We start from the raw sequence: 25,769 nt of genomic DNA, 5'->3' as shown, positions 1-25,769 counted from the left end.
CGGGCGCTCTCCATTGTGGACAAAGAAAGGGCCGCTCCCCGAGAGGAGCGGCCCTTTCTTTGCCTGAAGTTATCGCGGAGGCGGTGACCCGGACCGGTTCCGCCGGATCGTGTGCACCACGAACAGCGTGATCAGCAGCGCCGCCACCCCGCCGCCGGTGCCGGCGAGCGCGACGATCATCGGCGTCGAGCTGATGCCGTCGGCGGGCGGCAGCTTGGCCTCCTGCACCACCGGCTTCGGCAGCGCGAGGTTTCCGGTGTCGCCCGGCAGATTCGCGGTGAGCGCGGCCACCGGGTCGACCACGCCGTAGCCGACGAAGCTGTCGCGGCCGCCGGGAGCGGCCGGGTGCTGCGCGGTCGCTTTGAGCCGCTTGACCACGTCGCGCGCGTTCATGTGCGGGTACATCGAGCGGACCAGCGCGGCGACGCCCGCCACGTACGGCGCGGCGAAGCTGGTGCCCTGGATCGGCGACGGGGTGCCGTTCGCGATGGTCAGGTTCGCCAGTCCGGTCGAGTGCTCCGCCGGGTCGAGCGACACGATCTTGGTGCCCGGCGCGGCGACGCCGACCCACGGGCCGTGCACGCTGAACGGCGCGATGCCGCCGTCCTCCTGGATGGCTCCGACGGACAGCACGTCGTCGGAGAACCACGGCGGCGTGACGACCGACTTCGGCTTGTTCGGGTCGGACTGGTCGTTCTGCGGGCAGTTTTCCGAGACGTTGCCCGCGGCCGCGACGACCACGATGTCCCTCTCGGCCGCGTAATGCACCGCGGCCTGGACGAGGCGCTCGCCCTCCTGGATGTCGCCGGGCGCGGTGCCCGCGCGGCAGTGGTCGACCGACATGTTGATCACGCCGATCCCGCCGCGGTCGGCGATGCCGCGGATGATCTGCGCGAGCGTGCTGAGCGTGCCCGCGGTGCCCTCTTTCTGCAGCTGCCGGTTGTCGCCCTTGTTGTCCTGCTGGGGCGCGGTGCCGCTTCCGCTGCCGGTGCCGCCGCCCGAGGACGGGGGCAGCTGGCTGTTGCTGCTGCCTGCCGGGGGCTGCGCGCTGTTGCTGCTGCCCGCGGGCGGCTGGCCGGTCCCGCCGGACGGGGGAGCCGCGGGCTGCTGCGGGCTGTCGTCCTTGGCGTAGTTCTCGCTCAGCTGGCGGTAGGACACGATGTGCGCGTCCGGGGCCACGCCGATGAAGCCGACGTTCGGGTCCTGCGGGTTGCCCGCGATGATCCCGGCGACCTCGGTGCCGTGGCCGTCGCAGTCCTGCATGCCCGCCGGTGCGCCGTTGTCCGGAGGCGCGACGTAGTCCCCGCCGCTTTCCACCCGGCCCTGGAACCACGGGTGCGGCGTGACGCCGGTGTCGATCACGGCGACCTTCTGGTCGCCGCCGACCGATCCGGTCGCCGCGCGGACGATCTCCTGCGCCTTCGGCAGCTGCAGGTAGTCCTGGCCCCACGGGCGGCCCTTGATCTCGACGTTCTGCCCGAGACTGCGCTGCACGCAATCGTTCTTCTTCTTGTACGGCTTGTCCGGGCCGTGGCTGTCGGCGGGCGGCGAGTCGCCGGGACCCAGCGGCGGCGGAGTGGCCCAGGTGCCCGCGGGCGCGTTCGCCGTCTGTGCCGACGCCGGAGCGGCGGCGAACGGGGACATCAGCCCGAGCCCGGCCGCGAACAGCGCAACCCCGGCGCGGCCGGGGAGGCCGAGCCTGCGGGGGAAGGAACGTGGGGAGCCCATCGCGCGGCTCACTTGAGGTTGAGGTGGCGCAGCGTCGAGTAGAGGTCCATCACGCCGAGGGCGAGCGGCAGCACCACGGCGATGCAGATCGCCTCGATGATCTCCACCGTGCGCCGCAGCGGCGGCGAGAAGCGCTGGTCCGGGAAGACCACGCCGACCACGAGGGCGGCCGCGGCGATCAGGATCAGCGCGCCGAAGACGTACAGCAGCCGCTGCTCGGCGGTGGCGGAGAAGAACAGCCAGCCGAGCAGGATGCCCGCCCCGGCGACCATGCCGGTGGTGAGCAGCGCGATGGCCTGCGCGCCGTTGGCGTAGGCGCGGGCGCGCAGCAGCAGGACCAGCGTGGCGACGACGCCGAGGATGATGCCGAAGACGTTCGGCGCGGTGGCCGCGAGGACCGCCGCGCCCGCCGTGGTGGCGCCGCAGCCGATCATCAGGCCGGTCATGTAGTCGTGCGCGACCGCGGTGCGCTGCTCGATCGCCTTGTAGTCCGGGAAGCCGGTGTCTTCCTTCAGCTCTTCGGCGGTGCTCGGCACGTAGGGCAGCGGCAGCTTGGCGAGCCAGATGGTGGCGCGCGGCAGGAACGAGATGCAGCCCAGCGCGACGGCGACCGTGCCCGCCGCGACCGCCGCGGTGCCGGCGCTGGTCACGAGCGTCGCGACGAGGAAGGCGAGCGAGCCGAACACGCCCGCGGTGGCGGTGGCGATGAACACCCGGATGCCCGCGCCGACCACGAGGATGCAGACCGCCGAGACGATCAGCACCAGCACCGCGCCGAGCAAAAGGTTTGCCCGAACGGACAGTCCCGGCACGATGTAGAACCCGCTCACGAACGCCAGCGGGAGGCCGCCCGCGGAGGCGATCAGCACGCCGGTGGCCTCGGCCTGGTAGGCCTTGGCGAGCGTGGCTCCGACCGCGACGCAGGCGATCGCGCCGAGGCCGCCGGCGATCGCCGGGCCGAGCGAGGAACCGCCGTAGAGGGAACCGCTGAAGAACAGCGCCAGCGCGGAGAAGAAGAGGGCGAGCCCGCCCGCGACATGGCCGAAGCGGCGCGCGGTCTCCTTCGTCCACGGGCGGAAGGTGTCCGGGTCGGCCTCCGCGATGGCGTCGACCACGTCGTCGTACATCGGCGGCGGCGGGTTCTCGTTCCGCTTGCGCAGCTGCAGCAGCTCGCCGTCGACCACGCCGAGGGACGCGAGCGTCCGGCTCGGGTCGAGCGGCGCGTCGCCGAGCTTGGCCAGCGCCCACCCGCCGTGCCGGGCCCCGCCGTCCGGAGTGACCTCCTTGGCCATCTCCAGAAGCATGGGCAGCAGGTCGGCCACCGCCACGTCGGCCGGAAGCGCGACGTCGATGCGTGTCGTCGGTGCGACCACCGTGACCCTGCTGAATACCGTCGTGCCCGTTGCCACTAGATCCCCCGCTCTGAAAAGACAGCTCCCGGGGGAACTTATACCGAACCTGGTGGCAGGTTTCAGCGCGTGTCCGCAAATCGTCGGCGAAAATACCCGTCAAGGCCCGTTTAGGCCAGACCGACCAGTGGGTTCCCCCGCCTGGTCCGTTCACTGTCGGTGGTGGTCCTTACACTCGGGCGCACTGGGAGGACGGGCCCCGCCGGGGGCCCGCGGAGGGGGTGCGGGATGCCGATCCTGGAGTTGGCCGGATTTCCGGGGCGACGTTCGATAGGTTGTCCCGCGCACCCGGGTGCAGGCGTCGAGCAGGAATAGAGGGGTCCTTCTAGATGAGCACGCTGCAGTTCAAGAAGTCGCCGCGGCTGGCCGCGCCGCGCCCGCCCGGCGGCGAGGTGCATCTCGAGCCGCCGCCCGAGGTGCCCCGCACGATCCCGGGAAGCATTGTCGCCAAGGCGATTCCGGGCGTGATGATCTTCGCGTCGCTCGGGATGATGGTTTTCATGTTCACGGCGGGCGGCGCGAAAAACCCGACCACGATCATGATGAGCGGCATGATGCTGATGGGCACCGTCGGCATGCTCGCCGGAGGCGGCGGCAAGGGCGGCGGCCAGAAGAAGGCCGAGATGGACGAGGACCGCAAGGACTACCTGCGGTATCTCGGCCAGATGCGCGACCGCGCCCGCGAGGCGATGGTCGACCAGCGCGCCGCCCTCGAATGGGTGCACCCGGACCCGCAGTCGCTGTGGTCGCTCGCGGCCAGCCGCCGGATGTGGGAGCGCAGGCAGAACGACCAGGACTTCCTGCACCTGCGCGTCGGCCGCAGCTCGCACCGCCTCGCCACCCGGCTGGTCCCGCCCCAGACCGGCCCGGTGGACGAACTGGAGCCGATCGCCACCCTCGCGCTGCGCCGGTTCGTGCGCGCGCACTCGATCGTCCCCGACCTGCCCACCCAGATCACCCTCCGCGGGTTCGCGGCGGTCAGCATGCAGGGCGAGCGGCACCGCACCCGCGCGCTGACCCGCGCGATGCTGGCCCAGCTGGTCGCCTTCCACAGCCCGGACGACGTGATGATCGCGGTCGCCACCGCGGGCCGGGCGAAGGAAGAGTGGGAGTGGGCCAAGTGGCTCCCGCACACCCAGCACCCCACGCTGTCCGACGGCATCGGCCAGCTGCGCATGATGGCCGGTTCGCTCAAGCAGATCGAGGACTGGCTGGACGAGGAGCTGCGCGACCGGCAGCGGTTCTCCCGCAACGCGACGCCCGCCCCGGACCAGCCGCACGTCGTGATCATCGTGGACGACGCCGAGGTCACCCGCGAGGAGCAGATCATCCTCGAGGAGGGCCTGGTCGGCGTCACCCTGATCGACCTTTCCGATTCGGTCGGCAACCTCGCCGCCCGGCGCGGCCTGCGGCTCGTGGTCGAGGAAGACCGGCTCGGCGCGCGCAGCGCGGGCGGGGTCGAATGGTTCGGCCGTCCGGACAGCCTCAGCGTGGTCGAGGTCGAGGCGCTCGCCCGGCTTCTCGCGCCGTACCGCGTCGGCGGGGGCGGCGGGCAGGACGTCAGCGACGAAGAGCCGCTGCTGTCCAACCCCTCGCTGCTGGAGCTGCTGAGCATCCCCGGCGACCCGATGACGTTCGACGTCCAGCAGGCGTGGCGGCCCCGGCCGATCCGCGACCGCTACCGCGTCCCGTTCGGCGTCGGCGAGTACGGCCAGCCGGTCGAGCTGGACATCAAGGAAGCCGCGGCCGAGGGCATGGGCCCGCACGGCCTGTGCATCGGCGCGACCGGTTCCGGCAAGTCCGAGTTCCTGCGGACGCTGGTGCTGGGCATGCTGGCCACGCACTCGTCGAGCACGCTGAACTTCGTCCTCGTCGACTTCAAGGGCGGCGCGACGTTCCTGGGTCTGGACAAGGCCCCGCACGTGTCCGCGGTCATCACCAACCTCGCGGACGAGGTCACGCTGGTCGACCGCATGAAGGACGCGCTGGCCGGCGAGATGAACCGCCGCCAGGAAGCGCTGAAGAACGGCGGCAACTTCAAGAACGTCTGGGAATACGAGAAGGCCCGTGAGAACGGCGCCGACCTCGACCCGCTGCCCGCGCTGTTCATCGTCTGTGACGAGTTCTCCGAACTGCTGGCGGCGAAGCCGGACTTCATCGACCTGTTCGTCGCCATCGGCCGGCTGGGCCGGTCGCTGCAGATGCACATGCTGCTCGCGTCGCAGCGGCTGGAAGAGGGCAAGCTGCGCGGTCTCGACTCGCACCTGTCCTACCGGATCGGCCTGAAGACGTTCTCCGCGGCGGAATCCCGCGCGGCGATCGGCGTGCCGGACGCGTTCGAACTGCCGTCGGTCCCCGGTGGCGGTTACCTGAAGTACGACACCTCGACCCTGGTGCGGTTCAAGGCTTCCTACGTCTCGGGCCCGTACCGGCCCGCGGGCATCAAGGCCGCCGGTCCGGCCGCCACGGTGGTGCGCGCCGACAAGCGGCCGCAGCTGTTCGTGCCGGACTTCGTGGAACTGCCGAAGGAACCCGAGCCGGAACCGGTCATCGAGGAAGCGGAAGCGCCGAAGAAGCCGGAATCCGAAGAGGCGGTCGAGCCCAGCGAGCTGGACGTCATCGTCAGCCGCCTGATCGGGCAGGGCCCGCCCGCGCACGAGGTGTGGCTGCCGCCGTTGAACGAGCCGAACTCGCTCGACACGATGCTGCCGAACCTCAACCCCACCGACGACCGCGGCCTTTCCCCGGTCGGGTTCTTCGGCAACGGCAGGCTGCAGGTGCCGATGGGCATCGTCGACCGGCCGTACGAGCAGCGGCGCGACTTCCTGTGGGCGGACTTCGCCGGTGCGCAGGGCCACGGCGTTATCGCGGGCGGCCCGCAGTCGGGCAAGTCGACCATGCTCCGGACGCTGATCATGTCGATGGCGCTCACCCACACCCCCGAGGAAGCGCAGTTCTACTGCCTCGACCTCGGTGGCGGTACGCTCGCCGGCCTCGCGGACCTTCCGCACGTGGGCGGGGTCGCGGTGGCCCGGCGCGAGCCGGACAAGGCCCGCCGGATCGTGGCCGAGCTGACCACGCTGCTGGTCGAGCGCGAAGGCCGGTTCGGGGCGCTGGGCGTCGACTCGATGACGGAGTTCCGCAACCGGAAGCGCCGCGGCGAGATCACGCCGGAGCAGGACGCGTTCGGCGACGCGTTCCTGATCGTGGACAACTGGCGGGCGCTGCGCGACGACTTCGAGGAGCTGGAGACGTCGATCACGCGGCTGGCCACGCAGGGTCTGGCCTACGGCGTGCACGTGATCATCTCGGCGAACCGGTGGGCCGACCTCCGGCCGGCGATCAAGGACATGCTCGGCACGCGGTTCGAGCTGCGCCTCGGTGACCCGACGGAGTCCGAAATGGACCGCCGGATCGCGGTCAACGTGCCTGCCGGGCGGCCGGGCCGCGGGTTGACCCGCGACAAGCTGCACCTGCTCACCGGCCTGCCGAGGATCGACGGGTCGAGCGATCCGGAGACGGTCGCGGCGGGCGTCGCGGACGCGGTCGCGAAGATCCGCGGGGCGTGGCGCGGCCGGGTGGCTCCGCAGGTGCGCCTGCTGCCGGAGATGATCACTTACGAAGAGGTCCTGCAGATCGACCAGAAGCGGGACACGAAGCTGGTCCCGATCGGCGTCAACGAGGAAGACCTGCAGCCGATCTACCTGGACTTCGACGCGGACCCGCACTTCTTCGCGTTCGCCGACGGCGAGTCCGGCAAGACGAACCTGCTGCGGCAGATCGCGCGCGGCATCACCGAGCGCTACACGCCGCAGGAGGCCGTGATCCTGCTGGTCGACTACCGGCGCACGATGCTCGGGTTCCTCGAGGGCGACGCGCTGCTCGGCTACGCCGTTTCGTCGGCGCAGCTGGACAGCATGGTCCAGGACGTGCACGGGTCGATGACGCGGCGGCTGCCGGGTCCGGACGTCACCCAGGAACAGCTGAAGACGCGGTCCTGGTGGACCGGTCCGGAGCTGTTCGTGATCGTCGACGACTACGACCTGGTGGCGACGCAGTCCACGAACCCGCTCAAGCCGCTGGGGGAGTTCCTCGCCCAGGCCAAGGACGTCGGCCTGCACCTGATCGTGGTCCGGCGCACCGGTGGCGCGTCGCGGGCGGCGTACGACCCGGTCATCGGCAAGCTCAAGGAACTCGCCGCCACCGGCATGGTGATGAACGGTTCCCGCGACGAGGGCGTGCTGATCGGCAACATCCGGCCGAGCGCCATGCCGCCGGGCCGGGGCAACATGCTGAGCCGCAAGAACGGGAAGCAGCTCGTGCAGGTGTCGTGGATCCAGCCGGACTGACCGGCCGGGGAGGAGCCGGCGCGCTTGACCGAAGGGGTGCCCGGTGACGGTGCGGGTCGCGATCGACTTCGGGACCTCGAGCACCTGTGTCGTCGTGTCGGTCAACGGCCGCGAACCGCAGGTCGTGGTGATCGACGGGCAGCCGTTGATGTCTTCGGCGGTGTACGCGGCGTCCGACGGCACCCTGTTCGTCGGCCAGGAGGCCGAGCGGCAGGCGGCCGTCGACCCGTCGCGGTACGAGCCGAATCCGAAGCGGCGGATCGACGAGGGCGATCTGCTGCTCGGCGATTCGGTGCTGCGGGTCATCGACGTCGTGCACGCGGTGCTGGACCGGGCGGTCGCCGAGGCGCGGCGCGTCGCGGGCGACGCCGAGGTGGACCTGCTGGTGCTCACCCACCCGGCGGACTGGGGCGCGATCCGCACCCGGCTGCTGCGCCAGGCCGCGGGACGGCTGGCGCGCGAGGTGGCGCTGGTGCCGGAACCGGTCGCCGCGGCGGTGTACCACGCGGCCACCTTCGCCCCGGAAGCTTCGCCGGGCGGTCGGACGGTCGAGTTCTCCGGCCGTCCTGGCGACGCGTTGGCAGTGCTCGACCTCGGCGGGGGCACGGTCGACGTCAGCGTCGTCCAGCGGTCGCCGGAGGCCGCGCGCGCCGCGCGGGCGCCGGGTGCGCCGCCGCAGCGGGGCGGGTTCCAGGTGCTCGCTACCCGAGGCGACCCGAGCTTCGGCGGGGCCGACATCGACCAGGCGTTGCTGGAGCACGTCGGGTCGCTGGTGTCCGGTACGGATCCGCAGGCGTGGCAACAGCTGGTCGAGGGTCGCGAGCTGGCTGAGCGGCGGCGACGCCGGGTGCTGCGCCAGGACGTCCGTGGCGCGAAAGAGACGTTGTCCCGGCACACGTACACCGACGTCCCGTTGCCGCCGCCGTTCGCGGACGCGCACGTGACGCGAGTGGACTTGGAACGGCTGATCGGGGCTCCGCTCGGCCGGGTGGTCGAGCTGACCAGCGGCGCGATCGCCGACTCGGGCCTGCGTCCGAAGCAGCTCGCGGCGATCTTCCTCGTCGGCGGTTCGAGCCGGATCCCGATGATTTCCCGGCTGGTGCACGAGCGCACCGGCGTGGTGCCGACGAGCCTGGACCAGCCGGAGACGGTGGTCGCGCGCGGCGCGCTCCGGGCGGTGCTGCTGGAACCGGACCGCACCGGCGTGCTGCCCGGTTCGTCGATTCCGGGGCACACCGACCATCGCACCGAGATCGTCCGCGGGGACGCGCCGACCCGTCGCGTGCCGCCGGTGCCGAACGCGCTGAACGCGCCGCCGCGAAACGCTCCGGTGCCGCCGCGCGGGTTCTCGCCCGCCGATCCGGCCAGGGGACCGCAAAGCGCGCCGTTCGGAGCCGTGGCGCCCCCGAGTCCATTGCAGACTGGGCCGGGCAAGAACGCGTTGGGACAGAACGGTTCCGGGAACGGGGCGTTCGGCGCTCCCGGTGCCGAGGCGTCGGGCGGCTCCGGCGGCAAGGCGAAGAAACGCCGCAAGCTGTGGCTGATCACCGCGGCGGTGGCGGTCGCGGCGCTGATCGCGGGCGGAGTCGGGTACTTCGTCAGCAGCGGGAACGACTCCGAGCAAGGCCGCTCGTTCTCCCAATACGACTTCAGCCTCGTCGCGCCGAACGACTGGGTCCAAACCACCGACGAGGTCGCGGACCGGCAGGTGATCCTGCACCCGCAGGACGCCGAGCGAGGCAACGACCTCGTGCTCGCGCAGGAGTTCGTCATGGACTACGACGCGACGGCGGACCGGCAGAAACTCGTCGATGCTTTGCGATCCGGAGTCAGCGGAAACGCGAACTACACTGCGTTCCGCTCCGACCTGACTTACGGTGGCCGGAGCGTGATCGGCTATGTCGAGAGCAAACCCGAACGGATTACCGTCCGCTGGTATGTGCTCGTACAGGGGCGGATCCGGGTGCACGTCGGCTGCCAGTACCAGTCGCCGGCGGTGCAGCAGCGCGTCGACGCCGCGTGCGAGCAGGTGGTGCGCACGTTGAAGATCACCAGCTGAAGGAGCACTCGTGGCCTCCGAACCGGAATCCGCGCCAGCGGCATTCACCCGAGCAGGCCAGGACGCAGTCACTTTCTCGCGGCGCGTCGCGGGCACCGCGCTCGCGCGCAGCGAACGGCGCCGCGGCGAAAACCGGGAACTGCTGAAGGAGTTCGGCAGGCGACGGCTTTCCGGCGCCGCGGAACCCGCGCCGTCCGCGTTGCGCGGGGCCGCCCGCCGGTTCCGCACGGCCCGCGGATTGCCGATGCCGGTGGAACCCGCCGCTCCCGAGCCGGTTCCCGTTCGTCCCAAGATTTCGCCCGAACAGACACGGACGAGTGAAGAGGACGAGGACTTTTCGCAGTCGCGAATCATGAGCCGGGACTCCTGAAATATTCCGGGAACCGGCTGTGCGTGTGCTAACCACGCTGGTGGACAAGGTTTTTTCGGAAGCGCCCGGAGATCGTTAACCCGGCCGTTGCCGGGCGGTTCCCTGATCCGGCGTTCACGCAAGCAACTACTTGAGAAGAAGTCGCGACAAGTGTGAACCGAACTGGCAATGTCTTCGTCGTAGGTGCAGTGCCGGAAACACCAGCCGGCGCGCACAACCACTCACGAAGGGGGTAGCTCCCATGGCTGGCGGCTTCACTGGGGATCCGAAGGAATTCACTCAGGCTGAGGGGCGCGTTGTCGACGCGACCGGCCGGATGAACAAGAACCTGGGCGACCTGCGCTCCAACATCGAGGCGACCCGCGCGGGCTGGGAAGGCGACGCGCAGCGTGCCTTCGACAACGTCATGCGCCGCTTCGACGACTGCGGTCGTGGCCTCAACGACGCTCTGCACCGCATCGGCACCCTGCTTCAGGAAGGTGGCTCGATGTACGCCAAGAGCGAGGCGGCGCAGCACGAGCACATCAACTCGCTCAACAAGGGCTTCGGCGTTCTTGGCTGATCGGGATCTTTCCCGTTCGGATTTCGCCCCCATCTTCATTCATTCTTCTGACAGGAGCTTGACATGCCTGACGGCCGTATTGTTGTAGACCCGGGTACGATCCACCGCGCAGCGGAGGACTGCACCGCCACCGGTGGCGAGCTGAAGACCCTCTTCGACAACCTGAAGAGCGACCTCAACCCGCTGACCCACAGCTGGAGCGGTGAAGCGAAGGACCAGTACATCCAGGCCCAGAACGAGTGGGACCAGAAGTTCGACGAGTTCACCCAGCTTCTGGCGCAGATCGCCGCCGTGCTGCCGCAGATCGCGGACGGCTACCAGGCGACGGACCGCTCGGTGCAGAACCTGTTCTGAGCCACGCTCCGAAACCACGGCGGGCCAGGCACCTTCGGGTGCCGGCCCGCCGTTTTCGTGCGCGGGAAAGACTTTCGCGGCTCAGTGCGGGGTGTCGACGGAATATTCTGGCTGCTCGTTGAGCGCCTTGGAACGGCGGTCGGCGCCACGACGATCGCGCCGCCGCTCAGGAACGGTTTCTTCGACCGGTTTTCCTGGCTTGGCCGGGGAAACCGCGCCGCTCAGTGCGGCGCGCCGACAGAATATTCCGGCTTGTCGTTGAGCACCCGCACGGTCACCTTCTTCGGCTGCCCGCCGACCTGCACCGTGCAGTCGAACGTGGCGCCGTTCTCGATCGTCTGCCCGGACGGGCACGCGACGTTCTTGACGTCCGGCTCGCCGTAGTTCTCGTTGAGCACCTTGGAAACGCCGTCCTGCAACGACTTCTGGTCCAGGGTGTCCCCGCTGAACACTCCGGTCGCCCACGAGATCCCGGCCGCGGCGGCGAGCACCACCACGACCGCGCCGGCGATCAGGAACGGTTTCTTCGACCGCGGCTTTCCTGGCTTGGCGGAAGAAAACGCGCCGAGCCCGCCGTACTCGGACGGCTGGAACCCGCCGCCGTAAGGACTTCCGGGCGGCTGCTGCCCCGGCTGGCCTTGCGGCGGCACCGGAGTCGGCTGGCTGTGCGCCTGCCCAGGCCCGCCGTACGGCTGGCCCTGCTGCCCGTAAGGCGGGGCCGGGTAACCCTGCTGCGGATACTGCGCGGGCGGAAACTGTTGCTGCGCCGGGGGTTGCGCCCACTGGCCGCCCGCGGGCTGTCCGCCCTGCCATCCGGAACTGTCCACTTCGGACGGGTAACCCTGCTGCGGCGCGTTCGTCCCCGGCTGCCACCACTGCGGCTGGCCTTGCGGCTGCTGGTCGGGAGGCTGGGTCATCGGTGCTCACCTCGGGGTTCGATGGGCGCGGGGGTCGGCGGGAGAGTGCGCATCAGCGCCCCTGCAGTTCGCCGAGCCTGCGGTAGAAGTCCTGTTTGGCCGCGTCGTCCGCGAGCACGGTGACCTGCGAGGCGTCCGGAACCGTCGGCAGGTCCGAGGCGGTCGCCTCGCCGGTGAACTTGAAGTCGTAGCGCAGTTCGACCTTGTGCCCGTCGCCCTCGAACTTGGCCGCCATCGTGAACTCGGCGAGCGAACCGTCCGGCTTGAGCGTGATCGTGCTCGGCACGACGGCCTTGCGCAGTTCCGGTCCGACCTGGTTGACCAGCTTGTCCGGCAGCAGTTCGACGCGCCGGTCGAGGAAGATCGAGAACGGCACGTTCACGGTCAGCTGCTCAGTGCCGTCCGCGGAACTCTTCGCGCCGCGCAGCGCTTTCTTGTCCGCCTTGTACGAGCTGTCGACCGAGTCGCCCATCTTGCACGCGATCTGCACCCCGCCCCACGCGCACGGCTGCACGAGCCCGGCCTCCGGCTTCGGCATCGACACCCACGGCGTCGGCGCGAGCGATTTGTAGGCCGGGCCGAGGTAGAGGTACTCGACGGTGCCGTCGGCCGGGGTGAACGAGTCGAGGAACTCGTTGGGGTTCTTCTGCGACCGGTTGTGCACGATGCGGCTCTCCGGGCTGCCGGTGCGCGCGGAGGTGACGATGTTGTGCAGGTACTTGTCGTCGAACTTGAAGTACCGGTCCGCGGAGTTGGTCACGTTGCGCGGGTCGACGATCGTGTCCCCGAGCTTCGCCATGGCCTTCTCGAACTTCGCGCCGACGTACGCGGCGGCCTGGTCGCCGTCGGGCAGCGCGGTGCCGGCGCGGGCCTGCCCGCACGCGGTCGCGAGCGCCAGCACGGCGGCGACGGCCGCGGTCGTCCGTACGGCTGCGGTCGTCCTCGCTCGTGTCTTCAACTGCTGTCCCCAGGTGCTCGCTCGTGCTCGCGCGGATGCGCGAGCGAATCGTCTCACCTCGAGCGGACGCGCACGGCGGCGTGGTGGTTCCGGGAACCGGTCGGGTACGCTGTGACCGGCCGACGAGGCGTCTTCGCACCCCCGCTGCACAACAGGCGGGACCACAGGGGTATCTTCATATGTCGTTGTGCGTTGCGGCGCGTCAGCGCTCGGCCCGCACATTACCCACACGCAATGACGACGAGGTAGACCCTTGCCCACGTACAGCCCCAAGCCCGGCGACGTCACTCGTGCCTGGCACGTGATCGACGCCGAGGATGTCGTGCTCGGACGGCTCGCGACCGAGGTCGCCACGCTGCTGCGCGGCAAGCACAAGCCGACCTACGCCCCGCACGTGGACACCGGTGACTTCGTCATCATCGTCAACGCCGAGAAGGTCGCTCTCACCGGTAACAAGCGCGAGCAGAAGTTCGCGTACCGGCACAGCGGCTACCCCGGCGGCCTGCGGAAGCGCTCCTTCGGCGAGCTGCTCGACACCAAGCCCGAGCACCTCGTTGAGAAGGTGGTCAAGGGCATGCTGCCGAAGAACAAGCTCGGCCGCGCCATGGCCAAGAAGCTGAAGGTGTACGCCGGCCCGCAGCACCCGCACGCCGCGCAGCAGCCGCAGGCGCGCGAGATCACCAAGATCGCGCAGGTCGCGCAGTGAGTGAGGAACAGTTGACCAGCACCGAGACCGAGGTCGTCGCTTCGACCGAGACCCCCGCCGAGGCCGTGGCGACCAGCGAGTCCGCCGCCGCCCCGCGCCCGTCGCGTGCCGCCGGTGGCAACGCGCAGACGGTCGGCCGCCGCAAGGAGGCCGTGGTCCGCGTCCGCGTCGTGCCGGGTACCGGTGAGTTCAAGCTCAACGGCAAGTCGCTCGAGCAGTACTTCCCGAACAAGGTGCACCAGCAGCTCATCAAGGAGCCGCTCGTCACCGTCGAGAAGCCGGACTCCTTCGACATCTTCGCCAACCTCAAGGGCGGCGGGATCTCGGGCCAGGCGGGCGCGCTGCGTCTCGCCATCGCCCGTGCGCTGGTCGAGGTTGACGCCGACGACCGCCCGGCCCTGAAGAAGGCCGGCTTCCTGACCCGTGACGCGCGCGCCACGGAGCGGAAGAAGTACGGCCTCAAGAAGGCCCGTAAGGCCCCGCAGTACTCCAAGCGCTGATGCTCCGTTCGTGGGCGAACCCTGCTCGCGCCTGACGGCGCTTCGCCGGGCTCGCTCCGCGATCACATTGGGGGTCGAACCCCCAAGCCCCCGCCAGGGGCAAGCCCCTGGACCCCGGCGGCGTACGTAGGTCTCACCTCGTGCGCCGCCGGTTGCGTTTGCGGCCCCGATCGCGCCCCCTGCCCTCCGGTTGGACAGCGGCGTCGCGGGCTAGACTTTCGGTCTCGCAGTTCGAGGAGAGGGATCAGATGGCTCGACTGTTCGGCACCGACGGGGTACGCGGTCTGGCCAATGCCGACCTGTCCCCGGAACTGGCCCTGTCGGTCGCGGCGAGTGCCGCCCGAGTGCTGGCGGCGCACGACCGTTCGCACCGCCCGGTGGCCGTGGTCGGCCGCGACCCGCGCGCCAGCGGCGAGATGCTGGAGGCCGCCGTGGTGGCGGGCCTCGCGTCAGCCGGTGCGGACGTCCTGCGGCTCGGCGTGCTCCCGACTCCCGCCGTCGCGTACCTCGTCGGTGCGCTCGAAGCGGACCTCGGCGTGATGATCTCCGCCTCGCACAATCCCATGCCGGACAACGGCATCAAGCTCTTCGCCGCCGGCGGGCACAAACTGCCGGACAGCATCGAGGACGAGATCGAATCCGGCCTCGACGCGACCGGCATCACCCGCCCGACCGGCGACGGCGTCGGCCGCGTCACCGACGTTCCCGACGCGCTCGACAAGTACATCGAGCACCTGGTCGCCGCGACGCCGCACCCGCTGACCGGCCTGAAGGTCGTGGTGGACTGCGCGAACGGCGCGTCGTCCGCGGCCGCTCCGGAGGCGTACCGCCGGGCCGGCGCCGAGGTCGTGGCCCTGCACGCGGAGCCGGACGGCCTCAACATCAACGACAGCTGTGGCTCGAACCACCCTGACCTGCTGCGCGCGGCAGTCGTCGAACACGGTGCCGACCTCGGCATCGGCCACGACGGAGACGCCGACCGCTGCGTGGCCGTCGACGCCGCCGGCGAGCTGGTGGACGGCGACCAGATCATGGCGGTCCTGGCGCTGGCGCTGGCCGAAGAAGGCGCGCTGGTGAAGGACACCCTGGTCGCGACCGTGATGAGCAACCTCGGCCTGCACCTGGCGATGAAGGCACACGGCATCACGGTCGTCACGACTGCGGTGGGTGACCGCTACGTGCTGGAGGAACTGCGCGCGTCGGGCCTGGCCCTCGGCGGCGAACAGTCCGGCCACGTAGTCCTCCCCGCCCACGCCACCACCGGCGACGGCCTCCTGACGGCGATGCGCCTGATGGCCCGGATGGCCGCGACGGGCAAACCGCTGGCGGAACTGTCCGCGGTGATGAACCGGCTCCCGCAGGTGCTGGTCAACGTCCCGGTGGCGGACAAGGCAGCTGTCGCCGGGTCCGCCGAAGTCCGCGACGCGGTAGGCGAGGTCGAAGCCGAACTCGGCGAGGAAGGCCGGGTTCTCCTGCGTCCGTCCGGGACCGAGCAGCTGGTGCGGGTGATGGTGGAAGCCCCGGCCCACGACACGGCTCAGGCCGCGGCGGATCGGCTGGCTGGGGTCGTGTCCGCGGTCTCCTGACCGAACTGCCCGAATCGCTGCGCTCCTCGTCACTCTCCGGGTACATTCCGTAGACGAGTGTCCGGCACCGCCGACGGCTTTTGTGCGTCCAAGGTCCGGAAGCACTGGGCAGTCGAGGAGGGGCGAGCGTGGGGAACCGGCAGAATGTCGATCCGCAGATGCTGGAGACGGCGGGCGGATTCGTGCGGGACGCGGCGAAGGACCGGCTGCAGACGACGCTGCCCGCGTTGAAGCAGCTGCAGATCACCGAAGCGGACTTCGGGCGGAAGCACCACGGCTCGTTCCAGCTGTACAAGACCGGGATCGAGGCGGTCGGCAAGTGCGTCGACAGCTACGTGAAGGCGTCTGAGGACTTCGGGAACAACCTCGGGTCGGCGAGCAAGAAGTACACGTCCAACGAGGCGAGCAGCTCGGACTCCATCACGAAGAGCGGCAAGCGCTGATGGCCGAGCGCAGCGGGAACTTCCCGACTTTCCAAGAGTTCCAGCAGTTGATGAACGACCCCAGCATCGACAGCAACACCAAACGGGGGCTGGCGCTTCGCTACTTCGACTACGTCGAGGACGAAGACGACGACGGCGAAGCGCAGAGTTACGGCTTTCAGAGCGACGAAGACCGCAACCATTGGCGCGACTACTACAAGGACAAGCTGTCCATCTCCGAAGGGGACATGGACTGGGAGTGGTCGAGCGAAAGCGACGTCTACGACTGGTACGGCAAGGCGAAGGACCAGGCCGACAAAGGCGCGAAGGCGGCGCAGGACAAGCAGCAGCAGGCGGTCGACGGCGACAAGCAGAAGCTGAAAGACCAGGGTGCCAAGAACACTGACACGGATCCAGGTGTCGCGAACTCGAACGAGATCCTCGACCTCGGCGTCTCGGGTCTGCAACCGTTCCGGAACCTGCTGCCGCTCTACAGCCGCGCCCGTGGACTGGTCGCGCAGAACCTGCCGGACCATCCGTTCCAGCCGCACGTCGGCGACCCGTTCGACGAGCAGCGGGACATCCCGTTCGACAAATTCAAGGCCGCTGCCAAGGAATTGACGGACGTCAACGCGTCCATTGTGGACGCAGCGGCGGATCAGGACAACCGGATGGCGACCGTGTTCGCCAACTGGTCGGGCAACGCGCGGGATTCGGCCCAGCAGTCCTGGAAGGGGATCACCGACGGCACGAAGGCTGTCGAGCAGACCCTGAAGGACGGCGCGGGCCTGATCGACCGCAGCATCGCCTCGATCGCGAAGCTGATCCGGGCGAAATGCCAGTGGCTGCAGGATTACTACATCACCGAGTACCCCAACAAGGGCGACTTCTCGCCCGGCGACATCGACCGGCTGATCCGGGTCGCCGAGATGGGCCGCAACGCGAGCGACGACGACTTCAAGCATTTTGTCCGACTCATGCCTCAGGACATGAAGGACAAGATGGACGACGACAGCTGCGATCTCAACGACGAGACCAAGGACGCCGGGCAGGAATGGGCCAAGAAGTGGCTCGCCGGGTTCTGCGGGTTCATGGACAAGCACGTCGCCAACTGGCAGCAGGTCTGCGAGCACACGCGGACGAGCGTCGACCAGGTGTGGAACGAGCTCGGCGCGTCGCTGGGCAAGGCTCGCGAGGATCTCTTCACCACGTCGTCGAAGCCCGCTGACCAGGGCGGCGGGAAGCAGCAGGACGGGGGCGGCCAGCAGACCACGCCGTCGTCGTCGGGCGGTGGCGGCAAGGACTCGGGGATGCCGAGCACCGGTGGCTCCGGCCCGGTCCCGGCCGCGGCGCAGACGCCCAAGATGCCGGAAACGCCGCAGACTCAGCCGCAGCCGGCCGAGGGGCTCAACCCGGTCACCCATCAGCCGCTCGAGGTCGATCCGAAGACCGGGCAGCCGTATCCGATCGACCCGAAGACGGGCGCGGCGCTCAAGCCCGAAGAGCCCGAGACCATGACCGTCGAGCACGACGGCCACAAGATCTCCATGTCCGAACCCGGCAAGGACGGGCACATGGGGATCAGCGTCGACGACGGCACGGGCAAGCAGAAGACTTACGACCTTGACTTCGGCGACCAGGCGAAGCCGGGCGACACGCAGCCGCCGGGGACTCCGGGGCAGCAGCATCCCGACTCGGCTGCCGGGTCCGGTCCGCAGGGCCACGACGGAGCGCAAGGGACTGGCCAGGGGCACGACGGAGTCCCGGCCCAGGACGCTGCGAAGAGCCACGACAGTGCGCAGGGACACGAGGGCACGCAGGGATCCGGGCAGAAGTACCAGCCGGGTCCGGACGGCAAGATCCACATCCAGGACGGCAAGCTGTCGATCGTGGCCGAGCGGCCGTCCGGAGCCGACGGCCCGACGGTCGTGACCATCGACGACGGATCCGGCCATCCGACGAAGTACACCCTCGGCGACGACGGTGCGCTGAACCCGGGCAACCACAACGGGGGAACCGGCGGCGGTGGAGCCGCTGCGGCTTCGGCGGTCGGCGGGCAGGCCACGCCGGGCGGTCCGACGCCGCCCGGTACGCCGGTGCCGGACGCGGCAGCGGGCCAGCCGGTGGCCGCTGCCGCCAACCAGGCCGTCCCGGATCAGGTTGCCGCGCAAGGACATCAAGTCCCGGATCAGGTTGCCGCGCAAGCACATCAAGCCGTCCCCGGTCAGCCGGCCGCGCAGGAGCACCAGGTCGTCCCCGGCCAGCCGCCCTCGCACGAACTGCCCGCGACGCACGAGCCGGCAGCGGCCGCGGCGGCGTCGGGACCGGACGATTCGACGAGCGCCCAGTCCGTGCTCGACCCGTTCTCCGCCGACCCCGGGATCGGCACCGCTCCGCACGTCGGCCTCGGCGACATCGGCGACCCGATGGCGGCCTCGGCAGGCGACGCTCCGCCGACCGACACCTCGCAGCTCGGCACCGCGCCCGTGCATCACGAGGCGACCGGCTCCGGCACCCCGGCCATGATGGGCGGCGGAATGATGGGCGGCCTCGGCAATGCGCCGGGCGGCGGAGGAGAGCAGGAACGTTCGTCGAGCGCGTACCGTGTCGACGGCGGTCTTTTCGGTTCGCAGTCCAACTCGAACCGGATCAGCGGTTCGTTGCTCGACGACGATCAGCCTGGCCGTTAGAACGGGGGAGGACGCGGTGAGCAGCGAAGACCTGGGGGCGGGGTTCCGCCACAAGATGGCCCAGATCGAACGCGAGGCGGAGGAACGGCTCGCGTTGATCGGCAGCCGGGTCCGGAAAGACCTCAAGGAAAGCAAAGAGGCCAGCGACAAGCAGTTGCGCACGGTCGGCCAGGTGATCGTCCGTGTGCAGGAGAGCGCCCGCCGCGCGGCGAAGGCCGGCGGCTGGGTGATGGAGTCGACCGTCGGCGACAAGCCCAAGGGCGAGGTCAGCTTCGGGTTCGAGGACGACGAGGCGGAGAAGGAACGTCGCGCCGGCTACGTGTCCGCCGAGCCCGCTGCCGAGCGGCCGAGCACGCCTCCGCCTCCTCCTGCTCCGGCACCGCCGGCCGCGGCTCCGGCGTCGGGGCGGCATCGGCGTGGCGTGCACCACGACGAGGACGACTACACGAACACCGACTGGCTGGCTACCTGAGCCGAACCGGCTGATCAGGCAGCCGGTTCCTCGTCGTCGGGAACCTCGATCGGCGCGCGCTTCACATCCGCGTCCAGCAGCGGCAGGTACTTGTCCGTACCCGTCAAATGCGTGAGAAAGAACGCAGTGAACAGCGCCTTCGCCAACTGCTGAGTCGCCCGTTGCGGCTTGCCCTGCAGCAGCAACTGGCTCCAGTGCCGGCCCTCCGTCACCGCCAGGTGCGAGGACTTCGCCAGCGTCCGCAGCTGCACCGGACCGGCCCAAGCCTGGGCGATCGCATCCGCGTGGCCGACCGCCGGGGCCACCAGGTCGCCGTCCACGGCCAGGTGCAGGCCGGGGGCGCCGATCACCTTCGCGGCTTCCGTGGCGGGCGGGAACGTCTGCGCCGCGGCCACTGTCGCCACCGCGCGGACCTTGGGGCGGGCGTCGTCGCCCGCTCCGGCGGACTGGGCGGCTGCGAGCACTGCCGAACCGCCGCCGGTGGAGTGGCCTGCCAGGCCCAGTTTCTCCGGGTCGACGCTGATGCCGTCCGGGCCGAGGCGGACCGTGGTGATGACGTCGAGCGTCGTCAGCAGGTCGCCGGCCAGGAGGCGGTGCGACGGGAGCGGGCCCAGCTGGGTCGCGGGGGCCGCGGCGACCACGCCCCAGCTCGCGAGGTGGTGCAGGAGCTGCCGGTAGCGGGTCGCCGGTTGCATCCAGCCGTGCCCGAACGCGATGGCGGGCAGGCCAAGGCCTTGGCGCGGGGTGAACACGACGCCGGGCAGTCCGACCAGGGCGAGGTTGCCGCGCAAAACCTCGTGGGGTCCCGGGTGGGACAGCTCCGTGAGCAGCTGCTTGGGCTTGCTGGCCATGCGCGTGACCTTACTGCCCGTGCCCCGCCCCGGCCCGGTGCGCCACCCCGATCGCTTTAGGGGTCCGCCGCCGGACTGCGCGCGCGTCCGGTCAAGCGTTGTCCGGGAGGCCGCTCGCCCAGCTCAGCGGCACTGAAAACCCCGCTCTAGGGACCGGAGTAGGGGACTGGACTTGTCTCGTTACGCTAGTTCGCGTGTGTGGAATCGTGGGATACGTCGGACACCGCCCGGCTCTGGACGTCGTGCTCGGTGGGCTCCGCCGCATGGAATACCGGGGCTACGACTCGGCTGGCGTGGCGGTGCTGGACGGCGCCGGCGCGCTGACAGTCGAGCGCAAGGCCGGCCGTCTGGCCAACCTGGAAGCCCGGCTCGACGAGGTCGGCCGCGACGCGTTCGCGGGGACCGCGGGCATGGGGCACACCCGCTGGGCCACGCACGGGGCCCCGATCGACCGGAACTCGCACCCGCACCGGGACACCACCGGCCGCGTGGCCGTGGTGCACAACGGGATCATCGAGAACTTCGCCGCGTTGCGCGCCGAGCTCGAGGCCGCGGGCATCGAGATGGCCAGCGACACCGACACCGAGACCGCCGCGCACCTGGTTTCCCTCGCTTACTCCGAGGGCGACACCAAGGGCGACCTGCCGGCCAGCGTCGCCGCGGTGTGCCGTCGGCTGGAGGGCGCGTTCACGCTCGTCGTGACGCACGCGGACGAGCCGGACACGATCGTCGCCGCGCGCCGGTCGTCGCCGCTGGTGGTCGGGGTCGGCGAGGGTGAGCACTTCGTCGCTTCCGACGTCGCCGCGTTCATCGAGCACACCCGCGAGGCCGTCGAACTGGGCCAGGACCAGCTGGTCGTCATCACCCGCGACGGTTACGAGGTCACCGACTTCCACGGCGACGCCGCGCAGGCCAAGCCGTTCACCGTCGACTGGGACCTGTCGGCCGCCGAAAAGGGCGGCCACGAGTACTTCATGCTCAAGGAGATCGAGGAGCAGCCGGAGGCGCTGGCGAACACGCTGCGCGGGCACTTCGAGGCCGGCCGGATCATCCTCGACGAGCAGCGGATTTCCGACCAGGACCTGCGCGACGTCGACAAGGTCTTCGTCATCGCCTGCGGTTCGGCGTATCACTCCGGTCTCGTCGCCAAGTACGCCATCGAGCACTGGACGCGGCTGCCGGTCGAGGTGGAGCTGGCGTCGGAGTTCCGCTACCGCGACCCGGTTCTCGACCGCGACACGCTCGTCGTCGCCGTCTCCCAGTCCGGCGAGACCGCGGACACCCTCGAAGCCGTGCGGCACGCGCGCGAGCAGAAGGCCCGCGTCCTGGCGGTCTGCAACACCAACGGCGCGCAGATCCCGCGCGAGTCCGACGCGGTGCTGTACACGCACGCCGGGCCGGAGATCGGGGTCGCGTCGACCAAGGCGTTCCTCGCGCAGATCGCCGCGAACTACCTCGTCGGCCTGGCGCTGGCGCAGGCGCGCGGCACGAAGTACCCGGACGAGGTCGCCCGCGAGTTCGCCGAGCTGGAAGCCATGCCGGCCGCGGTGCAGAAGGTGCTGTCCACTGTGGAGCAGACGCGCGAGATCGCGCGGCGGATCTCCGACTCGCGCGCGGTGCTGTTCCTCGGCCGCCACGTCGGGTTCCCGGTGGCGCTGGAAGGCGCGCTGAAGCTGAAGGAACTCGCGTACATGCACGCGGAGGGCTTCGCGGCGGGCGAGCTGAAGCACGGTCCGATCGCGCTGATCGAAGAGGGCCTGCCGGTCGTCGTCGTGATGCCGTCGCCGAAGGGCCGCGCGGTGCTGCACTCGAAGCTGGTGTCGAACATCAGCGAGATCCAGGCGCGGGGCGCGCGCACGATCGTGATCGCCGAGGAGGGCGACGAGACCGTGCGCCCGTTCGCCGACGAACTCATCGAGGTGCCCGCGGTGCCGACGCTGCTGCAGCCGCTGGTCTCCACGGTGCCGCTGCAGGTGCTGGCCGCGGAGATCGCCAGTTCCCGCGGGTACGACATCGACAAGCCGCGTAACCTGGCGAAGTCCGTCACTGTCGAGTAGCGGGGGCCGCCGTGCAAGGAATCTGGACTACAGAACGGATTCGCGCGGCGGAAGACCTGCTGCTCGCGCGCACTCCGGACGGCGAGCTGATGCGCCGGGCCTCCTTCGGCCTCGCCGCCGAGGTGGCCGGGTTGCTGGCCGAGGACACCGGCGGCGTCTCTGGGCGGCGGGTCGTGTTGCTGGTCGGCTCGGGCAATAACGGCGGCGATGCCTTGTGGGCTGGCGCTTTCCTGCGTCGGCGCGGGGTCGCGGTCGCTGCCGTACTGCTGAAGCCGGAGAAGGCGCATCCGGCCGGATTGGCTGCGCTGCGGCGATCCGGCGGCCGTGTGGTGTCCATTGCGGACAGTCCACAGTGGATCGAACGGGCGGATGTCGTCGTGGACGGCATCGTCGGCATTTCCGCCCGTGGCCCACTGCGTCCCGACGCGGCCGAGCTGGTCGCGAAGATCGAAGCGCCGGTTGTAGCGGTGGATCTGCCAAGCGGCGTTGACCCGGACACCGGCGCGGTCGACGGTCCGCACGTCACCGCCGCACGGACGGTCACGTTCGGCGCGCTGAAGCCCGTGCACGTACTGGCTCCAGAGGAATGCGGCGAGGTCGTACTGGTCGACATAGGTCTGCGGCCGTGGCTGGACGAGCCGGACCTGCAGCGCCTGGACCTCGCCGACGTCGCCGAGGCATGGCCGATTCCCGGCCCGGAGGACGACAAGTACACCCAAGGCGTCGTCGGCATCGCGGCCGGATCGGCGACATACCCCGGGGCGGCGGTGCTCGCGTCCGGTTCTGCGGTCCGCGCGACGGCGGGCATGGTCCGCTACGCCGGACACGCGGCGGACGTCGTGCGCTCGCGCTGGCCGGAGATCGTCGCGACCGGCTCGGTCACCGACGCGGGCCGGGTGCAGGCGTGGGTGGTCGGCCCAGGCATCGGCACCGGCGGCGAAGGCCGGGAAATCCTGCGGCACATCCTCGGCCAGGGCGTCCCGGTGTGCGCGGACGCCGACGCCACCACGCTCATCGCGCACACCCCCGAAGTTCTCGACGCCCGCGACCCGGACACTCCGCTCGTGCTCACCCCGCACGCCGGCGAGTACGAACGCCTGATGGGCCGCCGCCCGGGCGCGGACCGAGTCGCGGCGGCGCGGGAGGCGGCGAAGAAGTACGACGCCGTCGTGCTGCTGAAAGGCCACTGCACGATCGTCGCCGCCCCGGACGGCCGCGTCGCCGTGAACACCCCGCGCGGTTCGTGGCTGGCCACCGCAGGCTCCGGCGATGTGCTGACCGGCCTGGTCGGCTCGTTGCTGGCCGCGCGGCTCGACCCGTGGCTGGCCGCCGCAGCCGCCGCGCAGGTGCATTCGCTGGCGGGCGCACTTGCCGCCGAGGACGTGCCGACGTCGGCGTCCGGTCTGGTCGACGCCATCCCCGCCGCGCTCCGGCTGGTCCGCGCCGCTACCCGCTGACGCGCTTGAAGGTGACGCAGGAGTTATCGAGTTACGTGTTAACTCAGCCCGAAATATCTGGTAAGAACAAGATGTGAGTCGAGACACGCCAGGACGGCCGAAGACGCGCCCGTCCGACGCGGCGGTGGAGCAGCGCCGCCAGGAGATCCTCGACTACGTCATTGACCAGGGCGAAGTCCGGATCGACGACCTCACCGAGCGGTTCGGCGTCAGCCTCATGACGATGCACCGCGACCTCGACGACCTCGCCGACAAGCGGCTGCTGCGCAAGCTGCGCGGCAAGGTCGAGGCGTATCCGGCGCTCACCATGGAGACCGCCAGCCGGTTCACGCTGCATTCGGCCGAGAAGGAAGCCCTCGCGGAGCTCGCGATTCGGCAGGTCGAGCCCGGCCAAACCGTGTTCGTGGATGACTCCACCACGCTGTTCCCGCTGGTCGAGCGGCTGGCCCAGCTCGAACGCCGCACCGTGATCACCAACTCGCTGCAGGCCGCGCGCCTGCTGGGCACCGGCGTCGACGTGGTCCTGGCAGGCGGGCATTACGACCCCGAGTACGACTCCTGCTCCGGCCCCGACGTGCTCGCGCTGCTTGAGCGCATTCGCGTGGACATCGCGTTCGTCTCGGTGAGCGCGGTCGCGGTGGGCAGGCTGTTCCACCCGGTCCGCGACTACGCCGAGCTGAAGAAAGCCGTGCTGCGCGCCGCGAACCGCAACGTGCTGGTGCTCGACCACTCGAAGTTCGGCCGCACCGCGACGTACGCGCACGGCACCGTCGGCGATTACGACCTCCTGATCACCAGCGAAGCCACTCCGACCGAGGAGATCGAGGCCGCGCTGAACGAGGGAACGGCGGTCGAGGCCGCGGAGTACGTCGAGGAGGGGCAGCCCTATGACAGCTGAACTGGTGGCCGGGGTCGATTCGTCGACCCAGTCGACCAAGGTCGTGGTCTGCGACGCGCGCACGGGCGAGATCGTGCGCACCGGTCGGGCACCGCATCCGGACGGCACCGAGGTCGACCCCGCAGCGTGGGCGCAAGCGTTTGCGGACGCCACTCGCGACGTCCTCGACGGCGTGAAAGCCATCGGCGTCGGCGGTCAGCAGCACGGCATGGTCACGCTCGACGAGGCGGGCGAGGTAGTCCGTCCGGCGTTGCTGTGGAACGACACCCGCTCCGCGCAGGCGGCCAAGGACCTGACCGAGGAGCTGGGCGGACCTGGCGTCTGGGCGAAGTCGGTCGGGCTGGTGCCGGTCGCCAGCTTCACCGTCACCAAGCTCCGCTGGCTCGCCGAGCACGAACCGGAGAACGCCGATCGCGTCGCGCGCGTTCTGCTGCCGCACGACTGGCTCACCTGGCGGCTGCTCGGCCGTCCGGAAACCGCGGTGACCGATCGCGGCGACGCCTCCGGCACCGGCTATTTCTCCCCGACCGACAACACCTATCGCACCGACGTCCTCGCGCACGCGTTCGGCGGCCGTACCCCGGATCTGCCGACGGTGCTCGGCCCGTCCGACGTCGCCGGGCACACCCGCGACGGCATGCTCGTCTCCGCAGGCACCGGCGACAACATGGCCGCCGCACTCGCCCTCGGACTGGCTCCGGGCGACGCGGTGATCTCGATCGGCACCAGCGGCACGGTTTTCGGCGTCACCGAGACCGGCGCGGCCGACGCGAGCGGCCTGGTCGCCGGATTCGCCGACGCCACCGGCCGCTTCCTCCCGCTGACCGCAGCCCTCAACGCCGCCCGCGTGCTCACTGCGGGCGCGGCGATGCTCGGCGTCGACCTGGCCGAATTCGACCGGCTCGCGCTGTCCGCCGAACCGGGTGCGGGCGGGCTCACGCTGCTGCCGTACCTCGACGGCGAGCGCACCCCGAACCTGCCCGGCGCGACCGGCTCGCTGCACGGTATGACCAGGGCGAACATGACGCCCGAGAACGTCGCGCGGGCGACCGTCGAGGGCATGGTCTGCGGATTGGCCGCCGGGCTCGACGCGGTGCGCGCGCAGGGCATGGCCGTGAAGCGCGTGCTGCTCATCGGCGGCGGCGCGCAGTCCGCCGCGGTGCGGGCGATCGCGCCGATCGTGCTCGGCCTGCCCGTGGTGATTCCCGAGGTCGGCGAGTACGTCGCGCAGGGCGCCGCTCGGCAAGCCGCCTGGGCGCTCGCGGGCACCGCCGAACCGCCCGTGTGGCACGGGACCGAAAACCAGCTCGAACTGGACGAGCCGACCGGGGCGCTGCGCGCCGCCGGAATCGAGATCCAGCAACGCCACCTCGAGGCGCGCGAGGCCGCGCACGGGGTTTCCGCGAAATTGGGAGAGGACTGAC

20 protein-coding genes are annotated in these 25,769 nt (G+C 70.3%); 15 read left to right on the top strand and 5 right to left on the bottom strand.

Going from position 1 to position 25,769, the window contains the following annotated elements:
* Nucleotides 1-69: 69 nt before the first annotated feature.
* Together ABZX37_RS38535 and eccD are read right to left on the bottom strand one after the other, a co-directional pair.
* Nucleotides 70-1,728 (bottom strand): S8 family serine peptidase, encoded by a 1,659-nt coding sequence (locus ABZX37_RS38535; protein ID WP_354748190.1) that lies wholly within the window; start codon nucleotides 1,726-1,728, stop codon nucleotides 70-72.
* An 8-nt stretch (nucleotides 1,729-1,736) separates the two neighbouring features.
* A complete protein-coding gene (gene eccD / locus ABZX37_RS38530) occupies nucleotides 1,737-3,137 on the bottom strand; it encodes a type VII secretion integral membrane protein EccD (protein ID WP_354748188.1) in 1,401 nt (466 codons plus the stop codon).
* Between the two features lie 329 nt (nucleotides 3,138-3,466).
* On the opposite strand from eccD, the gene eccCa reads away from it, so the two are divergent.
* From eccCa to ABZX37_RS38505, 5 genes are all read left to right on the top strand, one after another.
* On the top strand, nucleotides 3,467-7,486 hold the full coding sequence (eccCa, locus tag ABZX37_RS38525) for a type VII secretion protein EccCa (RefSeq protein WP_354748186.1): 4,020 nt from the start codon (nucleotides 3,467-3,469) through the stop codon (nucleotides 7,484-7,486).
* 43 nt (nucleotides 7,487-7,529) lie between these two features.
* Nucleotides 7,530-9,545: a type VII secretion-associated protein gene (locus ABZX37_RS38520; RefSeq protein ID WP_354748184.1), complete on the top strand. Its 2,016-nt coding sequence runs from the start codon at nucleotides 7,530-7,532 to the stop codon at nucleotides 9,543-9,545.
* Nucleotides 9,546-9,555: 10 nt separating this feature from the next.
* A complete protein-coding gene (locus ABZX37_RS38515; RefSeq protein WP_354748182.1) occupies nucleotides 9,556-9,915 on the top strand; it encodes a hypothetical protein in 360 nt (119 codons plus the stop codon).
* A 241-nt stretch (nucleotides 9,916-10,156) separates the two neighbouring features.
* Nucleotides 10,157-10,477, top strand: a complete 321-nt coding sequence (locus ABZX37_RS38510; RefSeq protein WP_116202477.1) for a WXG100 family type VII secretion target — start codon at nucleotides 10,157-10,159, stop codon at nucleotides 10,475-10,477.
* A gap of 63 nt (nucleotides 10,478-10,540) precedes the next feature.
* Entirely contained in the window at nucleotides 10,541-10,831 is a 291-nt protein-coding gene (locus ABZX37_RS38505) for a WXG100 family type VII secretion target (RefSeq protein WP_354748179.1), read from the top strand.
* A gap of 221 nt (nucleotides 10,832-11,052) precedes the next feature.
* Here ABZX37_RS38505 and ABZX37_RS38500 read toward each other — a convergent pair whose 3' ends face one another.
* Together ABZX37_RS38500 and ABZX37_RS38495 are read right to left on the bottom strand one after the other, a co-directional pair.
* The gene (locus ABZX37_RS38500) at nucleotides 11,053-11,748 is read right to left on the bottom strand and encodes a DUF4333 domain-containing protein (protein ID WP_354748177.1); all 696 of its coding nucleotides are present in this window, start codon (nucleotides 11,746-11,748) and stop codon (nucleotides 11,053-11,055) included.
* Nucleotides 11,749-11,800: 52 nt separating this feature from the next.
* Complete coding sequence (locus tag ABZX37_RS38495; protein WP_354748175.1) at nucleotides 11,801-12,706, bottom strand: hypothetical protein; 906 nt, start codon at nucleotides 12,704-12,706, stop codon at nucleotides 11,801-11,803.
* A gap of 253 nt (nucleotides 12,707-12,959) precedes the next feature.
* On the opposite strand from ABZX37_RS38495, the gene rplM reads away from it, so the two are divergent.
* The 6 genes from rplM to ABZX37_RS38465 all read left to right on the top strand — a co-directional run bounded on the left by rplM (nucleotide 12,960) and on the right by ABZX37_RS38465 (nucleotide 19,082).
* On the top strand, nucleotides 12,960-13,412 hold the full coding sequence (gene rplM / locus ABZX37_RS38490) for a 50S ribosomal protein L13 (RefSeq protein ID WP_009072361.1): 453 nt from the start codon (nucleotides 12,960-12,962) through the stop codon (nucleotides 13,410-13,412).
* Nucleotides 13,413-13,423: 11 nt separating this feature from the next.
* The gene (gene rpsI / locus ABZX37_RS38485) at nucleotides 13,424-13,912 is read left to right on the top strand and encodes a 30S ribosomal protein S9 (RefSeq protein ID WP_037816243.1); all 489 of its coding nucleotides are present in this window, start codon (nucleotides 13,424-13,426) and stop codon (nucleotides 13,910-13,912) included.
* 248 nt (nucleotides 13,913-14,160) lie between these two features.
* Complete coding sequence (glmM, locus tag ABZX37_RS38480) at nucleotides 14,161-15,498, top strand: phosphoglucosamine mutase (RefSeq protein WP_354748173.1); 1,338 nt, start codon at nucleotides 14,161-14,163, stop codon at nucleotides 15,496-15,498.
* A gap of 128 nt (nucleotides 15,499-15,626) precedes the next feature.
* Nucleotides 15,627-15,941 (top strand): hypothetical protein, encoded by a 315-nt coding sequence (locus ABZX37_RS38475; protein WP_354748171.1) that lies wholly within the window; start codon nucleotides 15,627-15,629, stop codon nucleotides 15,939-15,941.
* Nucleotides 15,941-18,610 carry a hypothetical protein gene (locus tag ABZX37_RS38470; protein ID WP_354748169.1) on the top strand — a complete coding sequence of 890 codons (2,670 nt, stop codon included), beginning with the start codon at nucleotides 15,941-15,943 and terminating at the stop codon, nucleotides 18,608-18,610. Before ABZX37_RS38475 ends, ABZX37_RS38470 begins: the two co-directional genes overlap by 1 nt.
* A gap of 16 nt (nucleotides 18,611-18,626) precedes the next feature.
* Nucleotides 18,627-19,082, top strand: coding sequence for a hypothetical protein (locus tag ABZX37_RS38465; RefSeq protein ID WP_354748167.1), 456 nt, complete (start codon nucleotides 18,627-18,629; stop codon nucleotides 19,080-19,082).
* A 14-nt stretch (nucleotides 19,083-19,096) separates the two neighbouring features.
* On the opposite strand, the gene ABZX37_RS38460 is transcribed toward ABZX37_RS38465, so the two are convergent.
* Nucleotides 19,097-19,933: an alpha/beta hydrolase gene (locus ABZX37_RS38460; RefSeq protein ID WP_354748165.1), complete on the bottom strand. Its 837-nt coding sequence runs from the start codon at nucleotides 19,931-19,933 to the stop codon at nucleotides 19,097-19,099.
* A gap of 194 nt (nucleotides 19,934-20,127) precedes the next feature.
* Here ABZX37_RS38460 and glmS point away from each other — a divergent pair, with 194 nt between their 5' ends.
* The 4 genes from glmS (at nucleotide 20,128) to xylB (ending at nucleotide 25,768) form a co-directional block, all read left to right on the top strand.
* A complete protein-coding gene (gene glmS, locus ABZX37_RS38455; protein ID WP_354748163.1) occupies nucleotides 20,128-21,990 on the top strand; it encodes a glutamine--fructose-6-phosphate transaminase (isomerizing) in 1,863 nt (620 codons plus the stop codon).
* A gap of 11 nt (nucleotides 21,991-22,001) precedes the next feature.
* A complete protein-coding gene (locus ABZX37_RS38450; RefSeq protein ID WP_354748162.1) occupies nucleotides 22,002-23,447 on the top strand; it encodes an NAD(P)H-hydrate dehydratase in 1,446 nt (481 codons plus the stop codon).
* Nucleotides 23,448-23,520: 73 nt separating this feature from the next.
* Nucleotides 23,521-24,345 (top strand): DeoR/GlpR family DNA-binding transcription regulator, encoded by an 825-nt coding sequence (locus ABZX37_RS38445; protein WP_354748160.1) that lies wholly within the window; start codon nucleotides 23,521-23,523, stop codon nucleotides 24,343-24,345.
* Nucleotides 24,335-25,768: a xylulokinase gene (xylB, locus tag ABZX37_RS38440; RefSeq protein WP_354748158.1), complete on the top strand. Its 1,434-nt coding sequence runs from the start codon at nucleotides 24,335-24,337 to the stop codon at nucleotides 25,766-25,768. Before ABZX37_RS38445 ends, xylB begins: the two co-directional genes overlap by 11 nt.
* The last annotated feature ends 1 nt before the right edge of the window (nucleotide 25,769 follow it).

Source organism: Amycolatopsis sp. NPDC004079 (assembly GCF_040610415.1).
Taxonomy (GTDB): domain Bacteria; phylum Actinomycetota; class Actinomycetes; order Mycobacteriales; family Pseudonocardiaceae; genus Amycolatopsis; species Amycolatopsis halotolerans.
This window is presented reverse-complemented; position numbering and strand designations above follow the sequence as displayed.